This window comes from Bacillus sp. V2I10, from assembly GCF_030817055.1.
GTDB lineage: Bacteria > Bacillota > Bacilli > Bacillales > Bacillaceae > Bacillus_P.
Window position 1 is genome coordinate 326,549 of record NZ_JAUSYV010000002.1, and the last position, 26,304, is coordinate 352,852.

General features: G+C 36.3%; 24 protein-coding genes and 1 pseudogene. 12 read left to right on the forward strand and 13 right to left on the reverse strand.

The genetic code is table 11. The features are described 5' to 3' along the window. Positions 1-320: 320 nt before the first annotated feature. Positions 321-488 carry an ATP-binding cassette domain-containing protein gene (locus QFZ72_RS28820; protein WP_307440551.1) on the reverse strand — a complete coding sequence of 56 codons (168 nt, stop codon included), beginning with the start codon at positions 486-488 and terminating at the stop codon, positions 321-323. Between the two features lie 1,463 nt (positions 489-1,951). Between QFZ72_RS28820 and QFZ72_RS28825 the strand changes: the two genes are divergently transcribed. Together QFZ72_RS28825 and QFZ72_RS28830 are read left to right on the forward strand one after the other, a co-directional pair. Continuing rightward, positions 1,952-2,746, forward strand: a complete 795-nt coding sequence (locus tag QFZ72_RS28825; protein WP_307440553.1) for a ParA family protein — start codon at positions 1,952-1,954, stop codon at positions 2,744-2,746. After that, positions 2,718-3,224 (forward strand): ribbon-helix-helix domain-containing protein, encoded by a 507-nt coding sequence (locus tag QFZ72_RS28830; RefSeq protein WP_307440555.1) that lies wholly within the window; start codon positions 2,718-2,720, stop codon positions 3,222-3,224. The genes QFZ72_RS28825 and QFZ72_RS28830 overlap by 29 nt, the downstream gene beginning before the upstream one ends. Positions 3,225-4,110: 886 nt before the next feature. On the opposite strand, the gene QFZ72_RS28835 is transcribed toward QFZ72_RS28830, so the two are convergent. After that, on the reverse strand, positions 4,111-4,278 hold the full coding sequence (locus QFZ72_RS28835) for a DUF7167 family protein (protein WP_307440556.1): 168 nt from the start codon (positions 4,276-4,278) through the stop codon (positions 4,111-4,113). Positions 4,279-4,912: 634 nt separating this feature from the next. Between QFZ72_RS28835 and QFZ72_RS28840 the strand changes: the two genes are divergently transcribed. From QFZ72_RS28840 to QFZ72_RS28870, 7 genes are all read left to right on the forward strand, one after another. Further along, a complete protein-coding gene (locus QFZ72_RS28840) occupies positions 4,913-6,100 on the forward strand; it encodes an ROK family transcriptional regulator (RefSeq protein WP_307440558.1) in 1,188 nt (395 codons plus the stop codon). 16 nt (positions 6,101-6,116) lie between these two features. Further along, positions 6,117-7,184, forward strand: a complete 1,068-nt coding sequence (locus QFZ72_RS28845) for an extracellular solute-binding protein (protein ID WP_307440561.1) — start codon at positions 6,117-6,119, stop codon at positions 7,182-7,184. Positions 7,185-7,334: 150 nt separating this feature from the next. Then, positions 7,335-8,405, forward strand: coding sequence for an ABC transporter ATP-binding protein (locus QFZ72_RS28850; RefSeq protein WP_307440562.1), 1,071 nt, complete (start codon positions 7,335-7,337; stop codon positions 8,403-8,405). Positions 8,406-8,418: 13 nt separating this feature from the next. Further along, a complete protein-coding gene (locus QFZ72_RS28855; RefSeq protein WP_307440565.1) occupies positions 8,419-10,143 on the forward strand; it encodes an ABC transporter permease in 1,725 nt (574 codons plus the stop codon). 12 nt (positions 10,144-10,155) lie between these two features. After that, positions 10,156-10,902, forward strand: a complete 747-nt coding sequence (locus tag QFZ72_RS28860) for a creatininase family protein (protein WP_307440567.1) — start codon at positions 10,156-10,158, stop codon at positions 10,900-10,902. 1 nt (position 10,903) lies between these two features. Further along, positions 10,904-12,427, forward strand: a complete 1,524-nt coding sequence (argH, locus tag QFZ72_RS28865; RefSeq protein ID WP_307440569.1) for an argininosuccinate lyase — start codon at positions 10,904-10,906, stop codon at positions 12,425-12,427. After that, positions 12,420-13,382, forward strand: a complete 963-nt coding sequence (locus QFZ72_RS28870; protein WP_307440570.1) for a BadF/BadG/BcrA/BcrD ATPase family protein — start codon at positions 12,420-12,422, stop codon at positions 13,380-13,382. Before argH ends, QFZ72_RS28870 begins: the two co-directional genes overlap by 8 nt. 105 nt (positions 13,383-13,487) lie before the next feature. On the opposite strand, the gene QFZ72_RS28875 is transcribed toward QFZ72_RS28870, so the two are convergent. Beyond that, positions 13,488-14,699: an ROK family transcriptional regulator gene (locus tag QFZ72_RS28875; protein WP_307440571.1), complete on the reverse strand. Its 1,212-nt coding sequence runs from the start codon at positions 14,697-14,699 to the stop codon at positions 13,488-13,490. 307 nt (positions 14,700-15,006) lie between these two features. Here QFZ72_RS28875 and QFZ72_RS28880 point away from each other — a divergent pair, with 307 nt between their 5' ends. Next, positions 15,007-17,520, forward strand: coding sequence for a PIG-L family deacetylase (locus QFZ72_RS28880; RefSeq protein WP_307440573.1), 2,514 nt, complete (start codon positions 15,007-15,009; stop codon positions 17,518-17,520). A 104-nt stretch (positions 17,521-17,624) separates the two neighbouring features. On the opposite strand, the pseudogene QFZ72_RS28885 reads toward QFZ72_RS28880, so the two are convergent. The 3 genes and pseudogenes from QFZ72_RS28885 to QFZ72_RS28895 all read right to left on the reverse strand — a co-directional run. Beyond that, positions 17,625-17,870 (reverse strand): annotated as a pseudogene (locus tag QFZ72_RS28885) (IS3 family transposase); the annotation flags it as partial. Then, complete coding sequence (locus QFZ72_RS28890) at positions 17,815-18,303, reverse strand: helix-turn-helix domain-containing protein (protein ID WP_307440574.1); 489 nt, start codon at positions 18,301-18,303, stop codon at positions 17,815-17,817. The pseudogene QFZ72_RS28885 and the gene QFZ72_RS28890, both read right to left, overlap by 56 nt. 22 nt (positions 18,304-18,325) lie before the next feature. Then, positions 18,326-18,493: a DUF7167 family protein gene (locus QFZ72_RS28895; protein ID WP_307440576.1), complete on the reverse strand. Its 168-nt coding sequence runs from the start codon at positions 18,491-18,493 to the stop codon at positions 18,326-18,328. A gap of 725 nt (positions 18,494-19,218) precedes the next feature. On the opposite strand from QFZ72_RS28895, the gene QFZ72_RS28900 reads away from it, so the two are divergent. Continuing rightward, positions 19,219-19,512 carry a hypothetical protein gene (locus tag QFZ72_RS28900; RefSeq protein ID WP_307440578.1) on the forward strand — a complete coding sequence of 98 codons (294 nt, stop codon included), beginning with the start codon at positions 19,219-19,221 and terminating at the stop codon, positions 19,510-19,512. 22 nt (positions 19,513-19,534) lie between these two features. On the opposite strand, the gene QFZ72_RS28905 is transcribed toward QFZ72_RS28900, so the two are convergent. The 7 genes from QFZ72_RS28905 to QFZ72_RS28935 all read right to left on the reverse strand — a co-directional run bounded on the left by QFZ72_RS28905 (position 19,535) and on the right by QFZ72_RS28935 (position 24,507). Then, on the reverse strand, positions 19,535-19,690 hold the full coding sequence (locus QFZ72_RS28905) for a hypothetical protein (RefSeq protein WP_307440580.1): 156 nt from the start codon (positions 19,688-19,690) through the stop codon (positions 19,535-19,537). A gap of 713 nt (positions 19,691-20,403) precedes the next feature. Beyond that, positions 20,404-20,667 (reverse strand): hypothetical protein, encoded by a 264-nt coding sequence (locus QFZ72_RS28910; protein ID WP_307440582.1) that lies wholly within the window; start codon positions 20,665-20,667, stop codon positions 20,404-20,406. 160 nt (positions 20,668-20,827) lie between these two features. Next, positions 20,828-22,240 (reverse strand): PepSY-associated TM helix domain-containing protein, encoded by a 1,413-nt coding sequence (locus tag QFZ72_RS28915; RefSeq protein ID WP_373464740.1) that lies wholly within the window; start codon positions 22,238-22,240, stop codon positions 20,828-20,830. 14 nt (positions 22,241-22,254) lie between these two features. Then, positions 22,255-22,830 (reverse strand): DeoR family transcriptional regulator, encoded by a 576-nt coding sequence (locus tag QFZ72_RS28920; RefSeq protein ID WP_307440584.1) that lies wholly within the window; start codon positions 22,828-22,830, stop codon positions 22,255-22,257. Between the two features lie 414 nt (positions 22,831-23,244). Next, positions 23,245-23,559 carry an IclR family transcriptional regulator domain-containing protein gene (locus QFZ72_RS28925; protein WP_307440586.1) on the reverse strand — a complete coding sequence of 105 codons (315 nt, stop codon included), beginning with the start codon at positions 23,557-23,559 and terminating at the stop codon, positions 23,245-23,247. 44 nt (positions 23,560-23,603) lie between these two features. Further along, entirely contained in the window at positions 23,604-23,783 is a 180-nt protein-coding gene (locus QFZ72_RS28930) for a helix-turn-helix domain-containing protein (protein WP_307440588.1), read from the reverse strand. 355 nt (positions 23,784-24,138) lie between these two features. Further along, on the reverse strand, positions 24,139-24,507 hold the full coding sequence (locus tag QFZ72_RS28935) for a winged helix-turn-helix transcriptional regulator (RefSeq protein ID WP_307440590.1): 369 nt from the start codon (positions 24,505-24,507) through the stop codon (positions 24,139-24,141). 200 nt (positions 24,508-24,707) lie between these two features. Between QFZ72_RS28935 and zwf the strand changes: the two genes are divergently transcribed. Continuing rightward, positions 24,708-26,171 (forward strand): glucose-6-phosphate dehydrogenase, encoded by a 1,464-nt coding sequence (gene zwf / locus QFZ72_RS28940; RefSeq protein ID WP_307440675.1) that lies wholly within the window; start codon positions 24,708-24,710, stop codon positions 26,169-26,171. The last annotated feature ends 133 nt before the right edge of the window (positions 26,172-26,304 follow it).

The window sequence follows — 26,304 nt, forward strand, 5'->3', positions numbered from 1 at the left end:
ACAACATTTTATACATTAACATATATTATAACAATAAAATAAACATATATATTAATGTATATAATAATATAGAAAAACCAATTTGAATCTATTGCTATAGATATTAAAAACACCGTTCATTCTGAACGGTGCTAATAGTAGTTATTGAATGACATTTCATTAATTTGTTTCAACAATCTTAATATCTTGGTAATAATTTACCACTTCTTTATTAAACATATGCCATTCAACACTTGAGGAAATCCGAATTCTGATAACTCTGCTGAAAACTGTGAAATGATGAGTGGTTTTAGTTTTAGTGAATGCAACATTTAATAGTTTTAAAAGAAGACTTCTTTAGGACAACCCTCAAGTACAATTTTTCCTGCGTCTATGACTAATACTCTACTAGCGTATTGAGCCGCTACCTCCATATCATGAGTAATCATGACCACTATTGCTTCTCTTTCCTTAACCAACTTTCCCATTAAGGTTAAGAGTGCTTTCAAGCTTTGATCATCCTGACAAATGGTGGGTTCATCAAGTTAAGATCATCGGATCTGAAAATAACATAGGAGCTACAGCTAAACTTTGTCTTTTACCCCTACTTAAGGAAAAAAGATATTCCTTTCTTTTCTTTTTTAGCTCCACTTGTTCACTAATGACATCTTCAGGTATACGGAAATCTAGAACTGATATCTTCATTTTAAAGTTAACAGTACAGGTTTTTTCAATTGATTATATTTCTAATGATCAATTCGCTGATAGTCTTGCAGATCTTCTCATTTCACTATGTTCTGTAGTCAAACAATCTCTATTAGAGTAAGAATCCAAATCCCTAAGATTTAGTAGACCGGTGACAGTTCAAGATAGACATACATTTATCTTCGTTATTATTACAAATAGATAGATTTCACTATTGATAGTTCTAATTATGCTGAGTTTCTAATCTATTTACTTTCTTACCAAATATAATCATATATAATTTAATATATATAGTAACATATGTATTATATTTAAAAATCACATATACAATTTTGTTAATGTTAATATTGACATTAGTTTTATTAATATATATACATTAATCTTAAATATAATATTAAAGATAAAATGAACATTAACATATAAAACGCCATATATTTCAACATTAACTTTTAAATATATACTAAATTAATTTTAATAGTATCAATCTAATATATAATCACTTATATGTAGTTATATACTAGAATACATACATTAACATATATAGCATCATATAACTTAATAATAACTTTTAAATATATAATAAATTAATTTTAATAGTATCAATCTAGTATATAATCACTTATATGTAGTTATTTACTAGAATACATACATTAACATATATAGCATCATATAACTTAATAATAACTTTTAAATATATAATAAATTAACTTTAATAGTATCAATCTAATATATAATCACTTATATGTAGTTATATATTAGAATATATACATTAACATATATATCATCTTATAACTTAATAATAACTTACAAATATATAATAAGTTTGATATTAATAGTATTGATTTAATCACTTATATGTTTAACATATATAGCATCATATAATTTAACACTAACTTTTAAATATATAATGAAGTTGATTTTAATAGTATTGATTTAGTATAAAATCACTTATATGTAGACATATAAGTGATTTTATACGTTAATTTATTTATAACATTTAACATTAATTACATATTATTTATTACCATATCAAACTAGCAGCTATCGCTATAGACTGCACTATTTCTGCAAATAGCTATTGAATAAGTTTACATTATAAAAAGCAAATACAAGACCTTTATATACTGTATTAATATATAAAGTGACATATACAACAACATATGTTTTAATATAAATGACGTTATTGTTATTTTATACATATAAATCAATGTAATAAAGGATAACAAAATCTCTAATATATATAAATTTATTAAAAGAGGTGTTCATGTTGGCAGCGAAAATAGTAACATTTGGTATAAGCAAGGGTGGCTGTTCAAAATCTACCAGCAGTGGAATTACATCCTATCTATTAAGTAAGGAAGAAAAGGTTTTAGCAATTGATATGGATGGACAAGGAAATCTGACCAGCTTCTTAACCGGGGAGTATGATATATGCAATGTGTTCGAGGAGAAAACCATTCTTGAAGCTATATTAGATGAGGACGCACGTTCATATATCATTAAGATCCAAGAGAATCTAGATTTAATTCCATCTAACGATTTCTTGGCAACATTACCGAGAAGGATGTATGAAAAAGGGTTAAAATTAGATGCTTTACAAAAAGCCCTTCAGCCTGTCATGGAGGATTATGATTGGATTATTATCGATACACCTCCAGCGTTATCTGAGCAGACAGTCATGCCATTAAGTACATATTCAGAAGCTGGAAGTTATGCTGTTGTCATGTTTGATGGATCGATGTTTGCATATTATGCCATTCCTAAATTCTTAGAGATTATTGAAGGAGCAAAAGAGCGATATAACCCTGCATTAAAAACTGCCGGCGTTCTATTCTCTTTAATTGATGCTAGAGCTAAAGAAAATGAAGTGATGGAAGAAGCCATTCAAGAAGATTACCCTGGATTAATGTTTAATTCAATCATTAGGAGAAAAGCTTCTACGAGACGATTAGCGATTTCAGGTTTTGATGGTAATGCCGAATTAAAAAATGCATTAGAATATTACATACCATTTGTGAAGGAGCTGAAAGATCGTGTCAACCAAAAACAGCCTCAAAGATAAAATTAAAAAACCAAATGCTACACAGGCATTTTTTAACTCATATGATACAGAGAAAACAGATGAGAAATTAGATAACAATAGTGATAATAATCTCAATCATGAAAATATAATCAATAATAATGACAAAAATAAAGATAATGATAATAACATCGATAAAGTTAACAACAACACATATGTTAAAAAGGACAATATTGATGTTGTTAATACTAATGTCACCGTTAACAGTGACATTGACAATAACAACGATGATGATGATGATGATGATGATGATGATTATCTTCGTGATTTAGTCGCTGGAAAAAAAACAACAAAGAAAAAAGCGAAGAAGGTATTCACCTCTTTTTATATGGATCCTGACTTAGCTGCAGAAGTAGACAAAATCGCAGCAAGAGGAGAAAAAGGGGATAAGTCCAAACTAATCAATGCGGCCATTAGAAAGTTATTGGAAGAGTACGGGGTTCTCGAAAGAAAATCTTGAAGATAAAACGATTGAATTGATTTCTAAAAACTTTCATTCAAACGAAATCAGATAAAAGAAAAAGAGCAATCAGGTTATTTCTGATTGCTCTTTTTAATATAACGCTTTGTTAATAATAATATTAATTTATTATTCTTTCTTTCGCTCACGAGCAGCAGTATTAGGAGCTGACTTTAAGATTCATTTTTAGATGCAACTGAAGAGATGCTTTTAGAGCGTCTTGCAGCAAGAAATGCACAAATACCTGAAGTTACGTTTCGGTTATCTGAGACTAACCTTAAAGAGTACATGCTTCTATTCGAACCTCCTTCTCAAGAAGAGCTGATCCATCTCATATAACAACAAACGGGTGCAAAAAAGACGAAGTTAATCACTCATTTTTGTTTGTTTAAAAAATCAACAATAAGCGTTTAACAGAACCTCATATTAAGCTATTGCACCTTTAAAAGTTTTACTGTTTAAAAGTACCATTAGCGAATTAGATTTCAAACCTCCATTTCCTTATTGATAATCGACATCTTAATCATTGAAAATCACGCTTCTTCTCTACTGTATTGATGTGAAACGCCTTAGTTACTTTCATACACAACAGATGTTCTTAACTTTTTTGATATATTGAATTCAAATAATATTTGAAACATGTATAAAATAATATTGATAATACAAATATAAACATCAATAATGGTGAAAATAAAATATATGATAATGACAATGATAAAAACATATGACAATGATAACAATGTTGTCATTGTCAATGATGTAATTACTCTAAACATAGGTTAATATCGAGAAATCCGTAAATTTCGATTTCATTAACACTCATCGCTTTCATATATATAAGAACTTTAATAAAAACCCCAGAGAATATGATCTCTAGGGCCTCTTTTTAGTTAGCTATTTTATCGCGTACTTCAATCCAGCCTACTTGCTCAGATACGATCTCTTTTACCTCAGCATGGATGATTTGATCTTTTTCCCTTTCAGATAACCCCACAAATTCCTCTTCATCAAAAGTGATAACAAAATCATTTGGAATCTTAGCGATCACTCTCATAGGATCCCCTCATTTAGAATGTATTGTTATAAGCCGGATCTGGTTATGACTGATTCGTATAGATCTTACGAAGTTATGAATGTCGAGAATGTTCGTTTTTTTCAAGGAATCTTTTTTACAAGGAGCTAGCTTGTAAGATAGTGTATTTGCTAGCTCCTCACTATCATATGAAACGAACAATGAAAATAATCTCCTCCCTCCCTTTCGTGATGCAGCCGCTGAATTGGTGCACTGAACCACTTTTCCGATTCGAAAAACCTAAGAAAAATCAATCCTATCTGTTATGTAAAAGAGGTGAGGGGAGGTATCTTAAAGCATTTTTATGATTGTAAGATTCATTAATTTATAGAAAAAAAGATTTAAAAAGCTTGTCTATGCTCCATTTCTTATAACCAGGCAAAACAAAAACACGAACAATCACCTTGTTCGTGGTGCAGATTTTTTGTATATAGCTAAGCTAAAAAGAACCAAATTTCGTTCAAGTACCTTCACTTATTCCCATGAAAAGCTCGGTAATATATATCATAATTTTCAAAAGATTATAAATATTACCTTGACTGTTTAAATCGGATGAGCCTATACTTTTTATATGGTTTGTTAGTAACCTTAACAAACAAAAAGGTAGGTGAATGATGTGACATCTTTTTCGAAGGGAAAAGCAAGTCCTCCATTAATGAGAGAGCTAAATCGAAACTTAATATTACAAGAGCTTCGATCTCATCCACTACAATCTCGTGCTGCTTTAGCAAAAAAAACAAAGCTTAGCAGACCTAGTGTGTCTGAGTTGGTAAAAGAAATGATAAACGAGGGAATGGTTCGCGAAGTGGGAATGGGAAATTCAACTTCAAATGGGGGCCGTAAACCTATTTTACTTGAGTATAATGCTCAATCTAATTATGTTGGGGGAGCTATCTTACAAGATGGTTTGATAAAAGTGACACTCGCGGACATGAATGGAAACTTCATCAAAACGGATAGTGAATGCATTAAAATGCCTGTGAACGACAATGCGATTATTACCGTTGTAGATTCAATGTTAACAAAAATTATCACCTCTTTTTCAATATCCAAAAATCAGATTCTAGGTATGGTAATCGGCGTACCAGGAATCACCACAGAAACAGGAGAAGGAATAAGATTTTCACCTGGAGTATCCTGGTCGGACAATGACGTAGTAAGAATATTTGAAAAGCAGATTGGTATTCCTGTTGTAATTGACAATGATGTGAATCTAATGACACTCGGCGAATTTCATAAAGGATTGGGTGCCAGTTATCAAAATACAATCTACTTATTTGCAGGAAACGGAATTGGAAGCGGTATTATTATTAACGGAGAATTTATTAGAGGTGCACATAGAGCAGCTGGGGAGATCGGGTATATGCTGATCGGTAACACTTTAAATAATAACTTAGACATGGGTGTTTTTGAATCAAATTATGGTACTACTGGATTACTGCAAAGGATGGAGCGCTTAGGTTTGCCCGTTGATTGCGGTAAAAAGGCGATCTTTCAATTGCAACGCTTCTCATTGCAAGATACAAGTGCTAAGGAGTTATTAAATGAACTGCTTGATAGCTGGACCATAGCTATTGTAAACCTAGCAAGCATCCTAGACCCTGAACTTGTTATTCTCTCTGGGGAAATGTCTGACTTACAAGATGAGTACCTGGAGTTATTAAAGAAAAGCATCGAGAGGTACATACCAAAATTACCATCCATTTCATTAACGACACTTGGTTCTAAAGCTGGGCTATATGGCGCTATTCATCTTGCATTGGAGGAATTCACTCAGTTCGGCTATCAGAATAGATCATTATAATCTAGGAGGGGTAGACATGTTCAAGAAAAAGGGATTAATTAGTTTACTTTTGGTTATGGTATTGGTCATCATTACTGCCTGTAACAGCAACAGCAGTGGGGGAAGTGAAAAAGGAAACAGCAAAGAAAATGAAGGCGATACGGGTAAGCTTGTCATCTATACAGCTCGTGACCAAGCGGTTGTTGACAAGGTAGTCGGAATGTTTAACGAAAAATATCCAAATATAGAAGTCGAGACACTTACAATGGGGGCACAACAAATCTTAGAGCGTATACGGGGAGAGAAAGCAAATCCGCAGGCTGATTTTTGGTGGGGAGGTACACAATCTTCACTCATGGTAGGAGCAGAGGAAGATCTACTTGCTGCATTTAAGCCATCTTTTGATGATGTGATTGAAGAAGAACATAAAGATGCTGAGGGCCGTTGGTATGGTGAAATGCTTTTGCCGGAGGTTATCATGATTAACAGTGAAGCCCTAAAGAAAGAAGATGCCCCGCAGGATTGGGATGAACTTCTAAATAAAGAGTGGAAGGACAAAATTGTTATTCGTGGTGTCATGGCTTCTGGAACGATGAGAACCATTTATTCGTCTATGATTTTCCGTGAAGGAGCAGATACTCCTGAGAAAGGTTATGAATGGCTTGAAAAGCTTGATGCAAATACCAAGGAGTATGCTCAAGACCCGACAAACTTGTATTTGAAATTAGCTAGACAAGAAGGATTGATATCGCTTTGGAATCTGCAGGATATTCTTCTTCAGAAAAATGAAAATAACCAGCCATTTGATTATGTTTATCCAGAAAGTGGTGCACCTATTTTAGTTGACGGAGTAGCTATGGTGGAGGGTGCTAAAAACAAGGCAAATGCAGAAAAATTTTATGAATTCTTATTCTCAAAAGATACCAGAGCTAAACTTGCCGATGAATTATATCAAATTCCAACACGTACGGATATTGCAAAAGAGGATATGCCTGACTGGTATAAAGAGTTAGATCTGAAAGCACTTGATATTGATTGGTCAATAATGGCTGAAAAAGAAGCAGAGTGGATGCAGCATTGGGATGAAAATATTAAAGGAAAATAACAGAGAGAGATAAGTGGTTTTATTTCAAACTATATTGATTTTTTATAACGGCTACATCCATTCATAGGCTGGCCTTGAGAAGATAAAAACCCTCTCGAGGCCTCCTTTATTTCAAATAAAGAAGTTTTCATGAAAACGAGGTGCATAAAGATGAAAAGCGTGAAGCTGGATAAAGTAAGCAAAATGTTCGGTAAAGCTCGTGGAGTTGAAAACGTCGATATCGATATAAAACCAGGGGAGTTCTTTACTTTCCTAGGGCCAAGTGGGTGTGGCAAAACAACTACCCTAAGGATGATAGCTGGCTTCTATTTTCCATCTGAAGGGAAGGTGCTTTTCGATGATCATGATGTAACCACCCTCCAGCCCAACAAAAGAAACATTGGAATGGTTTTTCAAAACTATGCATTATTTCCCCATATGACTGTTTTTGAAAATATTGCTTTTGGACTCGAAGTCCGTAAATTAAGCAAAGCTGAAATAAGAAGAAAAGTAGAGAAAGCCCAATCGATGGTTCACCTCGATCAATATGGTGAACGAAAAATAAATGAGTTATCAGGAGGACAGCAGCAGCGTGTTGCTCTTGCAAGAGCACTCGTTATTGAACCAAACATTCTTTTGCTGGATGAGCCCCTATCAAATTTGGACGCGAAGTTGCGTGAAGAGACTCGCCTTGAAATTAAGCGATTACAGCTGGAGCTTGGTGTGACAACTATCTATGTTACACACGATCAAACAGAAGCAATGGCAATGTCAGACCGTATTATGGTTATGAACAATGGAGTTGTGCAGCAAATTGGATCTCCAGAAGAAATCTATAACAGACCCATCAACAAATTCGTCGCATCTTTTATCGGGGAATCCAATGTACTGGATGCTACTATTGATCAAATTTCTGAAAACGGCATAACGGCTAAAACGTCAGATGGATTGGATTTGAAGGGGTTGCTCAAAAACTCATCACCGAACGTGTCCTTTCGTGCAGGTGAGCCTATTAAACTATCAATACGTCCAGAAGCACTGGCAGAAGGGCCAGGGCCTAATCAATTCAGTGCAGAAGTTCAATTTGTAGAATTTACGGGTGTCACCATCAACTACATTGTAAAGGCAAATGAAACCACGCTTAAGGTAATGGTTGTCAACAAAGGGAACAAGGTGATGAGTCGAGGTGAAAAAATAATGCTCCACATTCCCGAAAGAAGCATTTATTTTATTGGAGAATAGGAGGTGACAACGTATGGCATCAATAGAAGATTTTTCAAGAAATGAAACCTCGTGGTCACGGATTACACGTTCGAAATACTTTATTTATGTTTTGATATCGCCCCTCTTTTTAATTCTACTGGCATATGTTATTTACCCATTTTATCAAACGTTCATGGAGAGCTTTTCAAGTGCAGATGGTTCATTTTCTAACTATAAAAAGTTTTTCAGTCTTAAAAGCACGGCGAATCTGGAGGCATTGTGGAACAGTGTGTACATATCCGTTTTAAGTGTAATCACGTGTGCAGTCGTCGGTGTCGCGATGGCCTTCTTACTAGATCGATATGAATTTCCTGGCAGAAAGATTTTATCGGTGCTTGTACTTGTTCCAATGGCATTACCGCCCTTGGTCGGGGTACTTTCGTTTACATTCTTGTATGGAGAAAGTGGAATTTTCCCTCGTGCAGTACAAGAGCTTTTCAATTTAGAAAGTGTTCCTTTTTCTTTAAAAGGAATTACGGGAGTAATTGTCGTCCATACATTCACAATGTACACTTATTTCTACCTAACGGCTTCAGCCGCAATTAAAGGGCTTGATCCTTCTTTGGAGGAGGCTGCTACAAGCTTGGGCTCCGGCCGAATTCGTATTTGGTTAAAAGTGATTTTACCGATGCTTACGCCTGCGCTAGTTGCATCATCTTTGCTTGTTTTTATGATAGCAATGGCTAGTTATACAGCCCCACTCATATTCGGTGTTGAGCGAACAATGACGATGCAGATTTATCTATCTAGGACAAATGGGAACCTTGATATGGCAGCCACCCAGTCTACCATTCTATCATTTGTTTCAATTTCCTTTCTTATCTTGATGAGATGGTATCAAAACAAACGTAACTATCAAAACCAAAGTAAAGGAATAAGTGTCCACCGTACAGAAGTACGCTCTTCCTTTATGAAGTACTTCTCTATGATACTTTCAATTATCGGAGTAATCGTTCTTTTATTGCCAATTCTTGTCTTAGTTCTTATCTCGTTTTCAGTAGATGGAACTTGGACGATTCAAGTTTTACCACCTGCTTATACCTTTGAACATTATCTAACACTTTTTACTGATGAACGGACATGGCGACCAATATGGAACTCCATTCAAATGAGCTTTGTAGCCACCATAGCAAATATCATTTTCGGTGTAGCTGCAGCTTATGTTATGGTCAGAACTAAATTTAAAGGAAAAACAGTTTTGGACATTTTGATAATGGTCCCTTGGGCACTACCCGGTACGGTTGTAGCCGTAAACCTCATTGCCGCATTCAGCGAACCAACTGTATTCAGCTTTAATCAAGTTCTGATCGGGACGTTTTGGATTCTTCCACTTGCCTACTTTGTCAGACATCTGCCACTCATTTTCAGATCGACATCTGCGAGTTTGATGCAAATGGATCAGTCGATCGAAGAAGCTGCACGGAGTCTCGGTGCTAGTTGGATAACTTCATTCCGAAGAATTATCCTCCCAATGACCATGACTGGAATCCTTGCAGGTACGTTGCTGGCATTTGTACAGGGCATTGGTGAATTTGTTGCTTCCATTTTAATATATAGCACATCGACTATGCCCTTATCTGTAGCAATATTCCAAAAAATGTATGCCTTTCAATTTGGGACGGCATGTGCATACGGCGTTTTGCAAATCCTATTGATTCTTATCGTTCTATTCGTCTCACAAAAATTGACTAATGGAAAAGCTGGATCCGCAATGTAAGGGGGAAAGAAAATGAACGCACTTGAGTTACACGGAAGGCAACTTGATGAATTTAAAAAAGCTGCCTTTGTGGTACTGCCACTTGGAAGCTTTGAATACCACGGTCCCCATTCTCCCTATGGTACGGATATTATCCTTGCGGAAGGTTTTGGGGACTTAATTCAAAAGGACCTTGGTGGTATTGTCTATCCAACTGTTCCATATTCCTCCTGTCCAGGAAAAACGGCTAAATATCCAGGAACGATTTCCGTCCGACCTTCTATCATGCTTGAATACTTGTCGGATATATTACAGGGAATACTCGAACTCGGGACCGAGAGAATTGTCCTTCTGAATGCCCATGATGCCAACATGGGACTTTCACGATCAGTTGCCGAGTACATCACCATTCATTATCCAAACGCAAAGTTTTTATTGATAAATTGGTGGCAAATGGTTGAAGTTGGAAAAGCCGAGGAACTCGGTTTTATTGGAACAACCGGAAGAGGACATGGAGGTCCGTTTGAAATGTCTACTGTAAAAGCTTTCAGGCCTGATCTCGTAAACGTGGAGCGAGAAGATAACGAATTCAATGAGACAAACAAGTATTCGACCCTCCCATATATAACAGTAGAGGGAACACCTGAGAGTTGGGATGGATACACAGGATTAATTAAACAAACAGCGCAGGAAAAAGGAGAAGTAATCGTCAGAGCTGCGGCAGATAACATGAATAAGCTAATAAAAAATTGGCTTATCGGAACCGAGAGAGGAGACTGACATGGATTCAAAATTCAGAAATCAAATTATTGAATTAGAAGGAGATTCATTTCCATCAAAATCCTATACATCGCTGGTTTTAAAACCAGCGTACAATGAAGCAAAAAAAAATTTTTTAAAGTCAATGCTTCAAATTCACACAGCTCATCTAGTAATGCTTCAAGAGCAAGGTCTAGTTACTGAGGAAGAGGCAAAAAAAATTGGTTATGCAATTAAAAATGTAGAAGTAGACAAGCTTCAAAAAGGAGAATATGATCCAAAGTTTGAGGATCTTTTCTTCCAAGTGGAGCATGACTTAATCAAACAGGCTGGGGATATTGCGGGTAATCTTCATATTGGACGCAGCCGTAACGATATGGGAATTGCTATTTACCGAATGACCCTAAGAGAAAAACTCTTGGATCTCCTTGATGGTGCATTGCATTTAAGAAAATCCTTAATTGAACTCTCAAAAGAACATATTGAGACTATTATGATTGGTTACACACACACGCAACAGGCTCAGCCGACAACGCTTGGACATTATCTTAATGCCTTGACCGATATGCTTACGCGTGACATTGGGCGTCTTCAATCAGCCTACCAAACCGTTAACCGCAGCAGCATGGGGGCGGCAGCCCTTACTACATCTGGCTTTCCGATTAGCCGTAGTCGAATGCAGGAGCTGCTTGGATTCGAAGATATAATCGATAATGCTTGGGATGCCGTGTCAGGTGCGGATTACATCATGGAAACAGCCTCTGTTGTACAAATTGCCGCATTAAACCTAGGAAGGTCCACACAGGATTTCTTGTTATGGGGTACTCAGGAATTTGCAGCTTTTCAACTTGCAGCCCCTTATGTTCAAATCAGTTCAATCATGCCACAAAAGAGAAATCCAGTTTCCATTGAACATATGAGAGCCCTGCTATCGGGTGTCGCTGGTGATGCACAGACTGTTCTCACAATGGTGCACAATACACCTTTTGGCGATATCGTAGACACTGAAGATGATATGCAGCCTTACCTTTGGAAAGCAATGGATCGTCTAAAAGGAATATATCAGCTGCTTTCGAGTGTTTTGCTGACTATGAATGTAGATAAGGAACTTTTGTTAAATCGAGCTAAAGAAAGTTTTGCTAATGTTACTGAGCTTGCAGATACGATTGTTCGGGAAGACGGCCTTTCTTTCCGCCAAGCACATCATATTGTCAGCGGTGCCGTCACATCTCTTACCCAATCTGGGAAAGATTCTCTAAGCAATCTTACTTTATCGCTTGTGAACATGTATGCCCAAAAAGTGATTGGAAAACCGTTAACTCTTACAGAGGATACCTTCAAGAACACATTGAACCCAGTTTCTTTTGTGCACGTACGAACTTTGCCCGGAGGACCTGCTCCCAGCAGAATGACAACCACCCTGAAAAAGAAGAACGACGAGCAGCAAGAATTATTAGATTGGATAAAAAGAAAAAAAGATGCCCTTGAACAGTATGAACAGGAATTAAAATTACACGTTCATCAGTGGGCTAAAGAAAGTGAATAATTCAACGTTCCCTCTTTTAGCTGTTGATGGAGGGGGAACGAAAACACTTGCTGTCGTTACTGATTCCACCGGGAAAGTAATGGGAATTGGCCGGTCGAATGCTTCAAACTATCAGGTAGCAGGTATTGAAGAAGCTAAAAATGCTCTAATAGTGGCTATCGAAGAAGTGTTAATAAAGATTTGCAAGAAAGATCAAATTACATTTCAAACAGGTGTTTTCGCCTTGGCAGGAATCGATACTTCTGAAGATAGAGATATTGTCCATCGTATTATTATCAATGCTTGTATACAATGTGGGATCAATATTGAGAAAATCATTATTGAGAATGATGCCCTTTCTACTTTAATTGGGGCCACGTCAAACCGTCCTGGGGCCCTGGTTATATCAGGCACGGGGTCCATTGCATTTGCACATAATGGAAAGGGCGAATACGTACGTGCAGGTGGCTGGGGGCACAAAGTTGGTGATGAAGGAAGTGGCTATTGGATTGGCAAAGAAGCTATTCGCTCAATCTTAATGATGAGTGATGGACGAGGACCGAATACGATATTAAGGGATAAAGTGTTAAAAGCACTCAGCCTGCCAACAGTTGAAGCTCTCTATAATTGGATATATGGAGCAAACGATTCAGTCGACACAATAAGTGAAATCGCTCAAATCGTAGAAGTATCTAGAAGAGAGGGTGATTCAGTTTCCCACACTATTCTCGATGCAGCATCGGATGAACTCTTTTTATTGCTATTTGCTGTGATGGAAAAAACATTAAACACGCATGAGAACAATACAATCATCCTTCAAGGTGGGATTCTTAAGCACAATCAATATATCCAAAAACGATTATCCGATAAAGTCAAAAATCAATTTCCTAATAGTCGGTTAATAACAGCCAATTTAGAGCCTTACGAATACATTGTTCAAAGAGGTATATTGAACAATGAGCAAATAAACGACTAAAAAAGAACCTGCTTTGAGATGAATACTCAACAGAAGCAGGTTCTTTTCATTCTGATGTGTAGAATGTAAGACTATAGCAATCCATAATCGACCATAGAAAACAGATTATGAATACTGAATAATACTTTCATACTCTCTAAGGAAAAGGGATACAGCACCGAGTACTCCAGACCTATCACCTAAAAATGAGCACTTCAATTCTACTGTACTTGGTAGGTACTGCTTCATAATTTCTTGTAATTTCGGAAGTATGAGCTCAGATGATTTTAGTACGCCGCCTCCCATAATTATTACCTCAGGGTTCAGCAGACTTGCAGCGTTAATGATGCCATATGCTAAATGTTCATTAGCTTCATCTATAACAGAGAGAGCAACTATATCACCACATTTAGCTGCTTTAAACGCGTCTTCTCCGGTTAAGCCAGAAGTATGAGCCAGCTCATGCATAGGATGATCAGAGATTTCCTTTATTCTATCCGTAAATTTGTTGCCAATGGATTTCCCCCCAGCAACACTCTCTAGATATCCATAATGGGTAAAAACAGGTTTAAATTCATTTTTCATATCATTTTTATCTGTGACCATGTATCCGATTTCCCCAGCAGCACATGAAGAGCCTCGATAAAGCTGATTGTTGATAATAATCCCACTACCAATACCGGTACCGACTGAAATGTAAAGAACGTTCCTTTTGTTCTTGGCATTACCAAGCCACTGTTCTCCCAAACATGCAACATTGACATCGTTATCGACAAACACAGGAAAAGAAAAATATTGCTTTATCTCTTCAATAAAAGGGTACTGAACCCAATTTAAGCTGGGTGCTTCTATTACTAACCCACTAGAAGTGTTTGTAATTCCCGGTACACCAACGCCCATCCCCAACACTTGAGTAACTTCGATATTCTGCTTTTTAATCATGCCATCTACTTTTTTTGATAACTGTTCAAGTAATCCTGAAGGTAGATACTTTTGGGTAGCAAAGCTACAAGACGCAACAATGTTACCTCCTAAATCACATAAGACCGTTCTGACATTGGTACCACCTATATCTGTCCCAATAATATAGGCTGCCTTTTCATTAAAATATAGTTGAATTGGTCTCCTGCCACCTTGTGAAGAGGACTCGCCTATACCTTTTTCTATAACCCAATTTTCATTTATTAGCTCGTCTACCAATAGCGAAACAGTAGGTTTGCTTATTTTCGTTTTCACAGCTATTTCCGCTCTCGAAATAGGAGATTGATCTTTAATGCATTGGAGAATACATTTTTTATTAAATGATTTCATATGCATAGGGATCCCTTTAAAACTCATAACATCACGGCCTCAATATATAGGTTGATAGTACATAATTAACTAAAATATAACCCAATTTCACAATGTTTACAAAGATTATCACCACTAAAACTGTTGGAATAATACAACAGCATATATAGTATTGAATTTCCAATTTATGTTTTTTCGGAAAATAGAGAGTATTTACATTTTTAGCTCTTTATGGTATTCATTAGATAAGGCACCTTAAGTTAGTTAGTCAGGTTTACTAACCTACTAAATATTCAGGCGGAAAGGAGTGTCTTATTACACTGGTAAAACAAAATAATGAAAGGGGTTACGGTCATTGAAAAAGTTTATAGTAGCATTACTCTCCATTATCCTTGTTATTTCTACACTGCAAATCGGAGGCAATGCAAGTGCATCGCAGGAAGAACCAGATGTAGAGCTGTGGAATACGCTCAAACCACTTGAAACAACGGTCACCTTTTTAAATACAGGGGCCCATCCAGATGATGAAAGAAGTGACTTTTTAGCTTACTTATCAAGAGGGCTTGGTGTTACGACCTCTAGTCTTATAGCTAACCGTGGCGAAGGCGGACAGAATGAAATCGGAAATGAGTTAGACAACGCGCTTGGGATTATTCGTTCTAGAGAAATGATTGAGGCGTCCAAAATTACGGGTGTTAAAGCATATCATCTTAGTGATACGACTTCTGATCCTATATACGATTTCGGTTTCTCAAAAACACCTGAAGAAACCTTAGCAAAATGGGGAGAGGACCTTACCTACGAACGCTTAATTCGTTTTATTCGTACGTATCAGCCAGATATTCTTATGCCATCTTTTAGAAATGACCACACTCAGCACGGTCACCATAGAGCGATGGAAATTCTAAGTGAACGGGCCTTTGAAGATGCCGCAAACCCAAAAGTATATCCACAACAGTTAAAAGAAGGACTGTCTGTATGGCAAGTGAAAAAGTTGTTTTTGCCAGCAGAATCTCCACAAACAGCTACTACCTCTATTGAGATCGGAATGTACGATCCCATCTACAACATGACTTATCCTCAGCTAGGAGAAGAATCTCGGTACATGCATAAGAGTCAAGGCATGGGTAATGACATTCCTGCAGCTCCTAGACAAACCCATCTAGAATTGCTTAAGACTTCAGTAGATACGAAAGATATCAATGAATTGTTCGCAGGGGTCCCATATGACCTGGCAGAATGGGCTCTGACCCTTCCTAAAAAAGAGAAATCAACGGGTGTCCATTTAACTCAGCTTCAAAAAAATTTAAACTCCATCGTATCAGCTTACCCTAATAGAGACAAGGTTTTCACAAAAACACAAATTGCACTAAATGATGTGCGTAAGCTGATAAAGAAAACAGAGAAAACCAAGCTTGATGAAAAACTAAAGAAAGATCTTCTTCATAAGCTTTCCATTAAAGAAAGTCAACTAGAAACGGTAAGTTTTGTTTCTTCTAACCTTGAAGTATCTGCTGAAGCAGAATCAAATGTCTTAACAAAAGGTCAAAAAACATCTGTGACAATAACACTTAAGAATGGGGGAGAACAAACCCTTAAAGACATCGATCTTTCTTTAGCCGTTCCTATAGGATGGAAAGCATGGGCGAAAAATAATGGGAATGATCTTTCTCCTGGAAAGACAGTGAAAATCATCTACAAAGTTGAGGTGCCTAAAAACGCGAAGGATTATCATGCTTATGACGAACCTGCAATACGCGTCAATGTTGATTTTAAGAATCGTGGAACCAAGACTGGACATACAGAAGAATTAGACGAGACAGTAGCTGTTCTCCCAGATCTCTCTCTCACAATGTCTCCTAAAGATACTGTTGTGAATACAGCAGACATACCAGAGGAAATGCCAATTAAAGTGAAGGTTAAAAACTATTACAGCGGAGAAATCCAATCGTCAATTTCATTAAACATTCCTGATGGCTGGGAAGCAACACCGAATAAAGCAACAGTCAACTTCAGTAAACAGTTTGAAGAAAAAGAAGTAGCATTCAAGCTAATTCCTCCTAAGGACATTACTGAGGATGAATTTGATATTGGGGCTAAAGCGGTAGCGAACGGAAAAACCTACAATTCTACCATTCAGGAAATAAGCTATGATCACATAGGAACTTTCTATTATCAGTATCCTGCACAAATAGATGGAGTTGCCTTCGAACTCCTGCAGCAGCCTAACTTAAAAATAGGCTACATTGATAGTGGGTTTGACACCGTTGCAGATTCTTTGACAAATACAGGGTTAGACATTACAAAACTGACTGAATCAGACCTTGCAACTGGAGATTTGAGTCAATACGATACGATTGTTACAGGAATTCGAGCTTACCTTTCAAGAGAAGACCTAAAATCCAATAACGCACGCCTGATGAAATATGTAGAAGAGGGCGGTCACCTTGTCGTCCAATACCATAAGCCAAGTGATGGCTGGGATGCACTGACGACTGCCCCGTATCCATTGACTATTGGAAATCCTTCTATTCGCTGGAGGGTCACAGATGAGAACGCTACTGTAAATGTACTTCAACCAGAATCACCACTTTTCAATTATCCTAACAAAATTACAGAGAAGGATTGGGAAGGATGGGTTCAAGAGCGAGGACTTTATTATCCAATGAAATGGGACGATCGATTCGAGACATTCGTTAGCATGGCTGACCCTAATGAGGAACCATTCGATGGCGGAATTCTTATGGCAAATCACGGTGAAGGAACCTATCTCTATACCAACTTAGTATTCTACCGTCAAATCCAGGGCCAGGTGCCTGGAGGGTATAGAATTTTCACAAACCTTATCAGTTACGGAGAAAATAAGTAATTTTCAAGGCTTGTACCATACTATTTGGAATGAATAAAGATAGTATACTTCCTTTAAAAACCTCTCTCCTTTGAAGTGAACCCAAAAAGTTAGACACTTTATTATTAGGCAACGGGTAGGGCATGAGTTCGGTATTCTACCGGACTCATGCCTTTTAATTTTGCTTTAATCCGCTCATGATTGTAATAGTGGATATATGCTTTAAGCTCATGCTTAAAATGTTCAATATCCTTAAATTCTTAAAGATATACCAGTTCTGATTTTAAAAGCCCGAAAAAGTTTTCAATGACCGCATTATCCAAGCAATTCCCCTTTCGGGACATACTTTGAATAACACCGTGTTGCTTCAGGTGCTGCTTTCTTTGCTTCTTTCTTCTTCATGGATGGACGCCCCTTTTTCTTTGTTTGCAGGGCGTCAACACCTCCACTTTCGTAAAGAGATATCCATCTATGAATGGTACTTGGATCCTTAATGTTGAAAACAGCAGCTGTCTCTCTTGTTGACGTCCTATGTTCGTGCATATAGTTAAGTACGTCCAGTTTATCGCTTGCAGAATAGATTGTATATACCTTTTCAAATGCTTCTTCCCCGTAATATTCAAATCGTTTAAGCCAAGTACGTAAATCCCCTGTATCTGCACCAATAGAATTAGCGATTCCCTTAAAAGAATCTTCACCTGCTAGATATCTTTTAACGGCCATTATTTTTTCTTCTTTTGAAAATTTAGCCATAGAAAAACTGCACCTTGTTAGATGATGTCTAACAATTGGGGTGCAGTTCATATGATCTCTGGGGTTTTCTTATTTAAATAGCCATTTTTTCGGGCACTTCGATCCAGCCTACTTGCTCAGATACTATCTCTTTAACCGCAGCAAGGATGATCTGATCTTTTTCTCTTTCAGATAACCCCACAAATTCCTCTTCATCAAAAGTAATAACAAAATCACTTGGCACCTTAGCAATCACTCTCATATGATCCCCTCATTTCGGACATGTTTTTATAGGATATTCAAAACCATATAACCATATGACTGAATAATTACCATCCTCACATTTTTAAAATGTCGAGAATGTTCGTTTTTTTCTATGAATCTTTTTTACAAGGAGCTAGCTTGTAAGATAGTGTATTTGCTAGCTCCTCACTATCATATGAAACGAACAATGAAAATAATCTCCTCCCTCCCTTTCGTGATGCAGCTGCTGAATTGGTGCACTGAACCACTTTTCCGATTCGAAAAATCTAAGAAAAATCAATCCTATCTGTTATGTAGAAGAGGTGAGGGGAGGTATCTTAAAGCATTTTTATGATTGTAAGATTCATTAATTTATAGAAAAAAAGATTTAAAAAGCTTGTCTATGCTCCATTTCTTATAAACTAGACAAACCAAAAACACGAACAATCACCTTGTTCGTGGTGCAGATTTTTTGTATATAGCTAAGCTAAAAAGAACTAAATTTCCGTTCAAGTACCTTCACTTATTCGACATGTATAAAATATTTAAGCTTGTTTATCATCTAAATAAATCTCTCCTGCATCCTCATTTCTCATTCTAATAAATATATTGCCTGTTCACTAAATGCCGATTATAGGAAAGCGACCCTTGTTAAATGATAAAGAACAGTTCTTTTCCAGGAAAGTCCTACATATCTTATAACATCACTGCATCACTCATTCACTTTTGGAGGTTGATTAAACAATGGCGAAAGTTAAAGTTCCCAATAAATCGAAAAGTGCGAAAACAAAAGGATTAGGCGGAAAACGATGCTGCAGGTTCTCGACATCCGTCAGCAATGATACTGAAAAGAAGTTAGACGCTCTTGCAGTCAGTACAGGTTTTTCTCGATCAGAGCTCGCAGATTACCTTCTGCAGGCATGTGTCAACTCACCTGACTTTGTATATGCCCTGCAGGAAAAACACAACGTGAATGAAAAATACAAAGTCTATCCTACGATCATTAATGTAGGAGGAAAACAGCAAGTCGTTTACTGAGCCATCAATCCAGGTGGCTTTTTTATTTTGCTTTTTTCTTAGGGGGAATGGCAAACTTCAATCCTTGCTGGATCCATTTCGTTTCTTTTTCATGGCAGCTCTTGCATAGGCCATTGCGTTTTTTGTGCTGAGCAATATCTCTCACTCGGATATATTTATCACATTTTCTGCATTCCATGATTATCATTCTCCTTGATTCCTAGTGTCTTGCTAACACTATTGACCAAATGAGATTGGTTTATACATAGAAAATGTTTTAAATGTCTAGAAGGATCTGATTTTCATTGAAAGACATTGTGAACATAAAAAAATCCTTCTTAAGAAGGACTTAGACTTGTAAACAATTTATTTAATTTAAGGGGGTATTAGCAGTATACCCATTTTAATAATTTTATATACATATAGGTTAATATCTTTCAATAGTGTATTGAATACCAAATAGGGGGAGGGGAGGAGCAAGTCGTTTACTAAGTATCAGTCCAGATGGCTTTTTTATATTTCTTTTCTCTTTGGATCTATTGTCATGGCAGTTCTTGCACAGGTCGTTGCGTTTTTTAGTACTGAGATTTATCTCTCACTCTAATATTCTTATACCATTTTCTGCATTCCATTATTATTAATCTCCTTGATTCTATATGTGTTGATCACTATTGACCAAAAGAATTTTCTTATACATATAAATCGATTTTAAGAGCCTAAAAGATCTCATTTTAATTGAAAGGTTTTATAATAAAAAAGTCCTTAATTAGAAGGACTTTAACTTACAACAATTTATTTTCTATAATAGGGGATATCAGTAGAGACACGACGATACCAAGGTAGTTGTAATTTAAGATTCTTCATATTTCATTAGCCATTCCTGTTTTTTTCTCGATTGAAGGCTAATCTCAGCTATACAATTTTAGAAGCATGTATATTGTTTGGTTCAAGCCCATTACATGCGATTTTCATTTTTGAAAGTGTACCTTTCAATGTCTGTTCTTGATTACATTGTCCATTTAAGTACATTTCTGAAAAGTCTAATACTGCTCTTGCCAACAACTCAACTACATTTTTTGGGGTATAAGAATCTGGCATGTATTTATCATGCAAAACGATACGTACGATTTCTTCTGAAAGCTGTTTAATCTTCATAACCCTTTCGATATCCTGCATTTTAGACCCCTCCATGTAGAAATTTATATAGTGTTTCTGCAAAAGTTTTCCTGAGTCCTTTGTATTTTTTAAAATAATACAAAAGATAAATGCAACTCCTATTTTTTGCTTTAATCTTCACTATTTGATGGATTAATTTTCACAATATAAATTCCCATCATCAACTTAGCCAAGTCTTTAATGGATTAATTTTCGCGATGACAAAACGATCGAATAGGAACACAATAATAATAGATATACCCACTAATGGCATGATGACCCCCATCGCGAGCATGATAATGAATACGGTTCTTGTCATTTTTTTATCTTTTGGATTGGCCGGAGATCCTAGCCTTCCTTCAGGTTTTCGTTTACGCCACATGATAAAGGAACTGACAACTAAGCCGATTAGCCCTATACAAACAATAAGTCCGATAATTTGATTAGCCAATCCGAACAATCGTCCTTCATGTAGTGCAATACCCATAGTAATAGCTTTTGCCATGATGCCATAGTCATTAAAACGAACGTCACTTAAAACGGAGCCAGTATATTGGTCTACATGTAATGTAGCATTATCCCCTGGTTTTGTAGGGGAAGTGGCAATGGTATATACACCCATTTTACCTTGTGGTATGGAAATCGTATAAGGTTTCATTATCTCCTTGTTTTGGGCAATATAGGTAACATCTTCAAGTGATATAGGTACATATCCACTTGTTGTCGAAGAACCTGGAACCGGTAAATTCTCTGTTGCCCAAGGAACATCTTCTGCCACATCTTTTGTTTTAACTGTTGACTCTGGTTTTTCACCCCCACTATTAGCAAAAGGTGGGTACCCAGTATTAGTTGAGGTTGCAAGACGATTTATTTGTTCACCCATCACCCCAGACCAAGGAAGTCCGGTTACAATTAAAATCAAAATAAACACTGATAGCCAAAACGCTGGTACAGCATGCATATCTCGCCAAAAAATTCTCCCTTTCGTTTTAAACCTTGGCAAAATGGTTCCCCATACGGACGCCTTATTTCGTGGCCACCAAATATATAACCCTGTGATGAGCAAAATGACAGCCCAACATGCAGCTAGTTCAACAATTCGATTTGCAACAGTACCGCCAACAATTAATTCACTATGAAGCTTTTTAAAGATCTCTGTAAATTTTTCCTCATTTTTCAATAAACCAGTAATTTCGCCGTTATAAGGATTAATGAAAACAGAAGACATTTGACCATTTTCTATAACACTAAATTCAGTTGTTCGCGAGGCATCGTCATAATATTTAATAGCAGTAATTGTTCCATCAGGATAGGCTTCCTTCACTTTAGATACTTGTGCAGATGAAGATAAGGTTGAGGAACCATCGTTTTGAACATAATACAGTTTTTGATAGAGAATAGACTCAATTTGAGGTTTGAATAAGTATACTGACCCACTAAATGCAAGAATAATAAGAAATGGTGAAAATAGGAGACCAGCATAAAAGTGCCATCTCCAAACGACTTGATAAAGATAGGATTGCTTTTGATTAGTTTGTTTTTCAGAATTTTTTACCTGATTATTTATCATTTGATCTATTTTCAAAGCTTTCATTTGATTTGCTCCTTCTATCCTTTAGAAATGCAACACGTTTTTCCATTCATTTCTTCATTAATTTCTTTAATTGCTTCTTCAAAATTATAGATACTGCCTCCAAATCCTAGTTGAAATTGTTTTGCTTGTTTAAAAGAGCCAAATACGATGACCTGTGGGTGACAGTAATTAAGATTAAGATCTGCATTCAACAGAAATGTCGCTATCTTAGCACTTATCGTTGTATCCTTTAAAAAGTCATAACAAATGATTTGAGAAACTTCTTTTTCCATAACTTGATATCGAAGGAGACCACAATGAGCGCAACAAGTATGTTCGACTTGTTGATTTAATTTGATGAGTTGAACGGAGAATCTCGTGTTTGAATTTTTATTGCAATAAGAACAAATGTAAGGAGAAACATCGGGTTTAGGAATAAGAGTTATTCCATTCGATGTTTTTAGCACCTTCTGCTGCCCAATTAGTGGTTTTAAGTCACGGTAGACAGTCATTTCAGACACACTGAGTCTTTGACTGATTACAGAAACTTTCAAACTCGCTTCTTCTTCTAACCATGTTAAAATTTGTTGCTGTCGTTCAACCGGTAACACATTTGACCCCTCCAATCGATATGGTTATCGATAAAAATCGTACCTTAAGATAACGTGATACATCCTTAAACTAAATGAAGCACGCATTCAGCATACCTTCAATTAAATTCATAATAACCGAATATATTATTTAAACATTGTAAAAAACGGTAAAAAATGTTGAACTTTAACACATTAATAATCAATCCATACGTTGATGAAAAAAGGTGAGGTATTGTGGGGTGAAGGAAACATTTCAGAATTTTATTGAGGTTGAAAAAGATTGATAACGTGTTTAAATACGAGGAGGAATAAAATAATATAACAATTAGAAAATGACGTAAAAAAAGACCAGCAGCTGCCAGTCTAAAGGAATCATTCTAATTGTATTCTATGTGGGCAAAATCTCACTCTAAGTAATTATTAAATAAAAACCTATCTTGGTTTCATCCATCCTAGTTCTTCCGAAATTTCTTCAGCTGCTCTTTTTGTTTCACTTACAATATATTTTGCCACATGGTCCTTAAATCTTGTTATCGGGCCACCCACGCTTATAGAAGCAACCACCTTATTTTCCCAGGAAAAAATCGGAGCTGCAACGCTAAATGTTCCTTTTGTTGTTTCCCCTTTAGAAATAGCAATCCCCAACTCCTTAATGATTTTTAACTCATCTTCTAATTTCTCTAAGTCATTAATTTCGCCTTTTGCAATAAGATCGCGAATAATTTGATACTTTGCTTCTCTATTCAAATTAGCTAAAAGCACCTTTTTAGACTTTAATGCAGTTAGAGCTCTCAATAAGGGATATTTTTCGTTTCATTGTTTTTAAATACAAAGCCATATTCCGCAAGACTTGAAAGTAATCTATGCACCGTTTGAATAGGTATGTCAAGCTCGCGGCTAACTTCAGTTGCACTCCACTCCTCCTTAGCCTCATTCGGTATAATGGCAGTGAGCAGCGTAATAGTAATCAATACTATAGCGATTTAACTTAGATTTGTTGAGACCGACCATCCCAAAAAAAGGTCCAATTAAGGTCTTTAAGTAAGATTTAAAAGATACCTTTGTAATCATAATATATAACTTTTATATGGAGTCATTAACAAGATGTAAAAAACCATGTGCAGAAACCTTTATTAAAGTATCTGCACATGGTTTTTTTATATGGATTCGTTTGTGTATATTGTTTTTCTATCATAGGTCTCCTGATGAGCAATCTCTATTTTCGATTTCACTCACCCTCAAAAATATCCTATCTTTTGATTGAAATAGCTACCTAAAGAATTAATGAAGATCTTTCTTCAAAGTCTTATACGAAAAAGGCTTTTTCTACTCGATAGACTCGTTAATTTCTCCTTCGTTTTTCATAGCTGTAGCTTTCATATAATTTTTACCCCACTCATACATAGACTCTAGTATGGGCATCAGACTTTTTCCCTGTTCTGTCAGTGAATATTCCACTTTGGGCGGAACAACGGGGTAGACTTCACGATGAACAATGAGGTCTTCTTCCAATTCTCGCAATTGATTAACTAACATTCTTTGTGTGATGCCAGGCATAAGAGACTTTAATTCGTTAAATCGCTTTGTTCCCTCTTTGCCCAGATGCCATAAAATAAGCATCTTCCATTTACCACCAATAACAGAAAGTGTTAATTCTTTTTCACAGTTAAACGGCTTATCACAAAGATGTCCCATTTATTTCACCTCCATTTCCAGCATACTGGTATACAATTTGTCACTATATGACCACGAAGTGCGTACTTACGGATAAATATTATACACGTTATACTATATTCTGTATAGGTGATACGATCATAGGAGGGGATCAAGTGAATGGTTTAACTGTTCCACGTGACATTAATTTAGGCGAGGATGCTATCGATGTCTTAAATTCGTTGGAAGTCGATTCCGTAACTTTTGTCCTATTCGGAGCAACAGGGGATTTAGCCAAGAGGAAAATTTTCCCTGCTTTATATAATTTATTTTTAGATAAAAAAATGCCTAACTCGTTTTCAGTTATTGGTTTAGGCAGAACAAAATGGTCTGATGAAACATTTCAAAAACACGTGAAAGAATCATTGCCAATTTTTTCTAGACGTTTGACAAATGACGCTTCCCAATTGGAAGAGTTTCTTCATGCATTTCGCTATAGTCCTTTGGATGTTACGAATAGTGAGGGGTATAAAAAGTTATTAAACATGATTCAAAAAAGAGAAGAAGAGCTAAGTATTCCTGAAAACCGCCTGTTTTATTTATCTGTATCACCAGAATTTGTTGATGTCATTACAACAGGCATCCAAGAAAGTGGATTAGGTTCAACAAAAGGATGGAAACGTCTCATTATCGAAAAGCCATTTGGGCACGATCTGAAGTCAGCCCAAAAACTAAATGAATTGCTAAGCAAAGATTTTAAAGAAGAAGAAATTTACCGTATTGATCATTACCTCGGAAAGCCGATGGTACAAAACCTTGAAGCTTTAGAATTTGCGAATCCTATGTTACGAGCTCTATGGAACAACCAGTTTATTGCAAATGTACAAATTACGGCAAGTGAAACGGTCGGGGTTGAAGACAGAGCGAGTTATTATGACCAAGCAGGGGCAATTCGTGATATGGTCCAAAATCATATGCTGCAAATGCTTATGATGACCGCTATGCATCTTCCAACACAAATAAGTGCTAAAGAAGTCCGTCAAGAGAAGAGAAATGTTATGGAATTTCTAAGACCATTAAAGAAAGAAGATGTAGCTTCACACGTGGTTCGCGGTCAATATGGGCCGGGGGAAATTAATGGTGAACCTGTTATTGGATATAAAGAGGAACCTGGAATTAATGCTTCTTCAGTAAATGATACATTTGTTGCTGCCCGTTTATGGATTGATGATACATTTTGGAATGGGGTACCTTTCTATATCCGTACTGGAAAAAGAATGCGGGAAAAATCCACACGGATTGTAATTGAGTTCAAAGATCCTTTAAAAAATTTGCACATAAACCAAAATGATAAACCTGCCCCAAATCTTTTAATCATTGAAGTCAGTCCGAACGAAGGGGTTTCATTACAATTAAATAGAAAAAATCCATTAAACAATGGTAAAATCGAGCCCGTTTTGGTTAATTTTTCAGCTAGTGCAAAAGAAGTACCAGAAGCATATGAGCTCTTACTATTCGATGCTTTGCGAGGTGATCAAACCTTCTTTGCCCATTGGAAAGAAGTTGAATTATCTTGGAAGTGGGTACAGCCTATTTTGGAAGCATTTGAGGATAATGTCCTTCCCCTTCATCCTTATCCTTCCGGTTCAATGGGGCCAGATGCTTCTCATCAATTATTGGAAGAAGACGGATTTAAGTGGTTATAGGTATTCATGCTTGGAAATAGCGACTCCTTAATGAAAACATATTTTATCAGGTCCCTAATGAAAAGAATAAGTAAATCATAAGCATTAAAAATGAAGAATCTCCATGAAATGCCTTTAATTTTTGTGCATTTTC

Bases quoted from the DNA above. Each gene is read 5' to 3' on its own strand.
- QFZ72_RS28900 (WP_307440578.1), top strand. From the start codon at position 19,219: ATGGCGAAAGTTAAAGTTCCCAATAAATCGAAAAGTGCGAAAACAAAA.
- QFZ72_RS28915 (WP_373464740.1), bottom strand. From the start codon at position 22,240: ATGAAAGCTTTGAAAATAGATCAAATGATAAATAATCAGGTAAAAAAT.
- QFZ72_RS28845 (WP_307440561.1), top strand. From the start codon at position 6,117: ATGTTCAAGAAAAAGGGATTAATTAGTTTACTTTTGGTTATGGTATTG.
- QFZ72_RS28855 (WP_307440565.1), top strand. From the start codon at position 8,419: ATGGCATCAATAGAAGATTTTTCAAGAAATGAAACCTCGTGGTCACGG.
- QFZ72_RS28860 (WP_307440567.1), top strand. From the start codon at position 10,156: ATGAACGCACTTGAGTTACACGGAAGGCAACTTGATGAATTTAAAAAA.
- QFZ72_RS28875 (WP_307440571.1), bottom strand. From the start codon at position 14,699: ATGAGTTTTAAAGGGATCCCTATGCATATGAAATCATTTAATAAAAAA.
- QFZ72_RS28835 (WP_307440556.1), bottom strand. From the start codon at position 4,278: ATGAGAGTGATCGCTAAGATTCCAAATGATTTTGTTATCACTTTTGAT.
- QFZ72_RS28890 (WP_307440574.1), bottom strand. From the start codon at position 18,303: ATGAACTGCACCCCAATTGTTAGACATCATCTAACAAGGTGCAGTTTT.
- QFZ72_RS28935 (WP_307440590.1), bottom strand. From the start codon at position 24,507: ATGGGACATCTTTGTGATAAGCCGTTTAACTGTGAAAAAGAATTAACA.
- QFZ72_RS28895 (WP_307440576.1), bottom strand. From the start codon at position 18,493: ATGAGAGTGATTGCTAAGGTGCCAAGTGATTTTGTTATTACTTTTGAT.
- QFZ72_RS28850 (WP_307440562.1), top strand. From the start codon at position 7,335: ATGAAAAGCGTGAAGCTGGATAAAGTAAGCAAAATGTTCGGTAAAGCT.
- argH (WP_307440569.1), top strand. From the start codon at position 10,904: ATGGATTCAAAATTCAGAAATCAAATTATTGAATTAGAAGGAGATTCA.
- QFZ72_RS28905 (WP_307440580.1), bottom strand. From the start codon at position 19,690: ATGGAATGCAGAAAATGTGATAAATATATCCGAGTGAGAGATATTGCT.
- QFZ72_RS28910 (WP_307440582.1), bottom strand. From the start codon at position 20,667: ATGCAGGATATCGAAAGGGTTATGAAGATTAAACAGCTTTCAGAAGAA.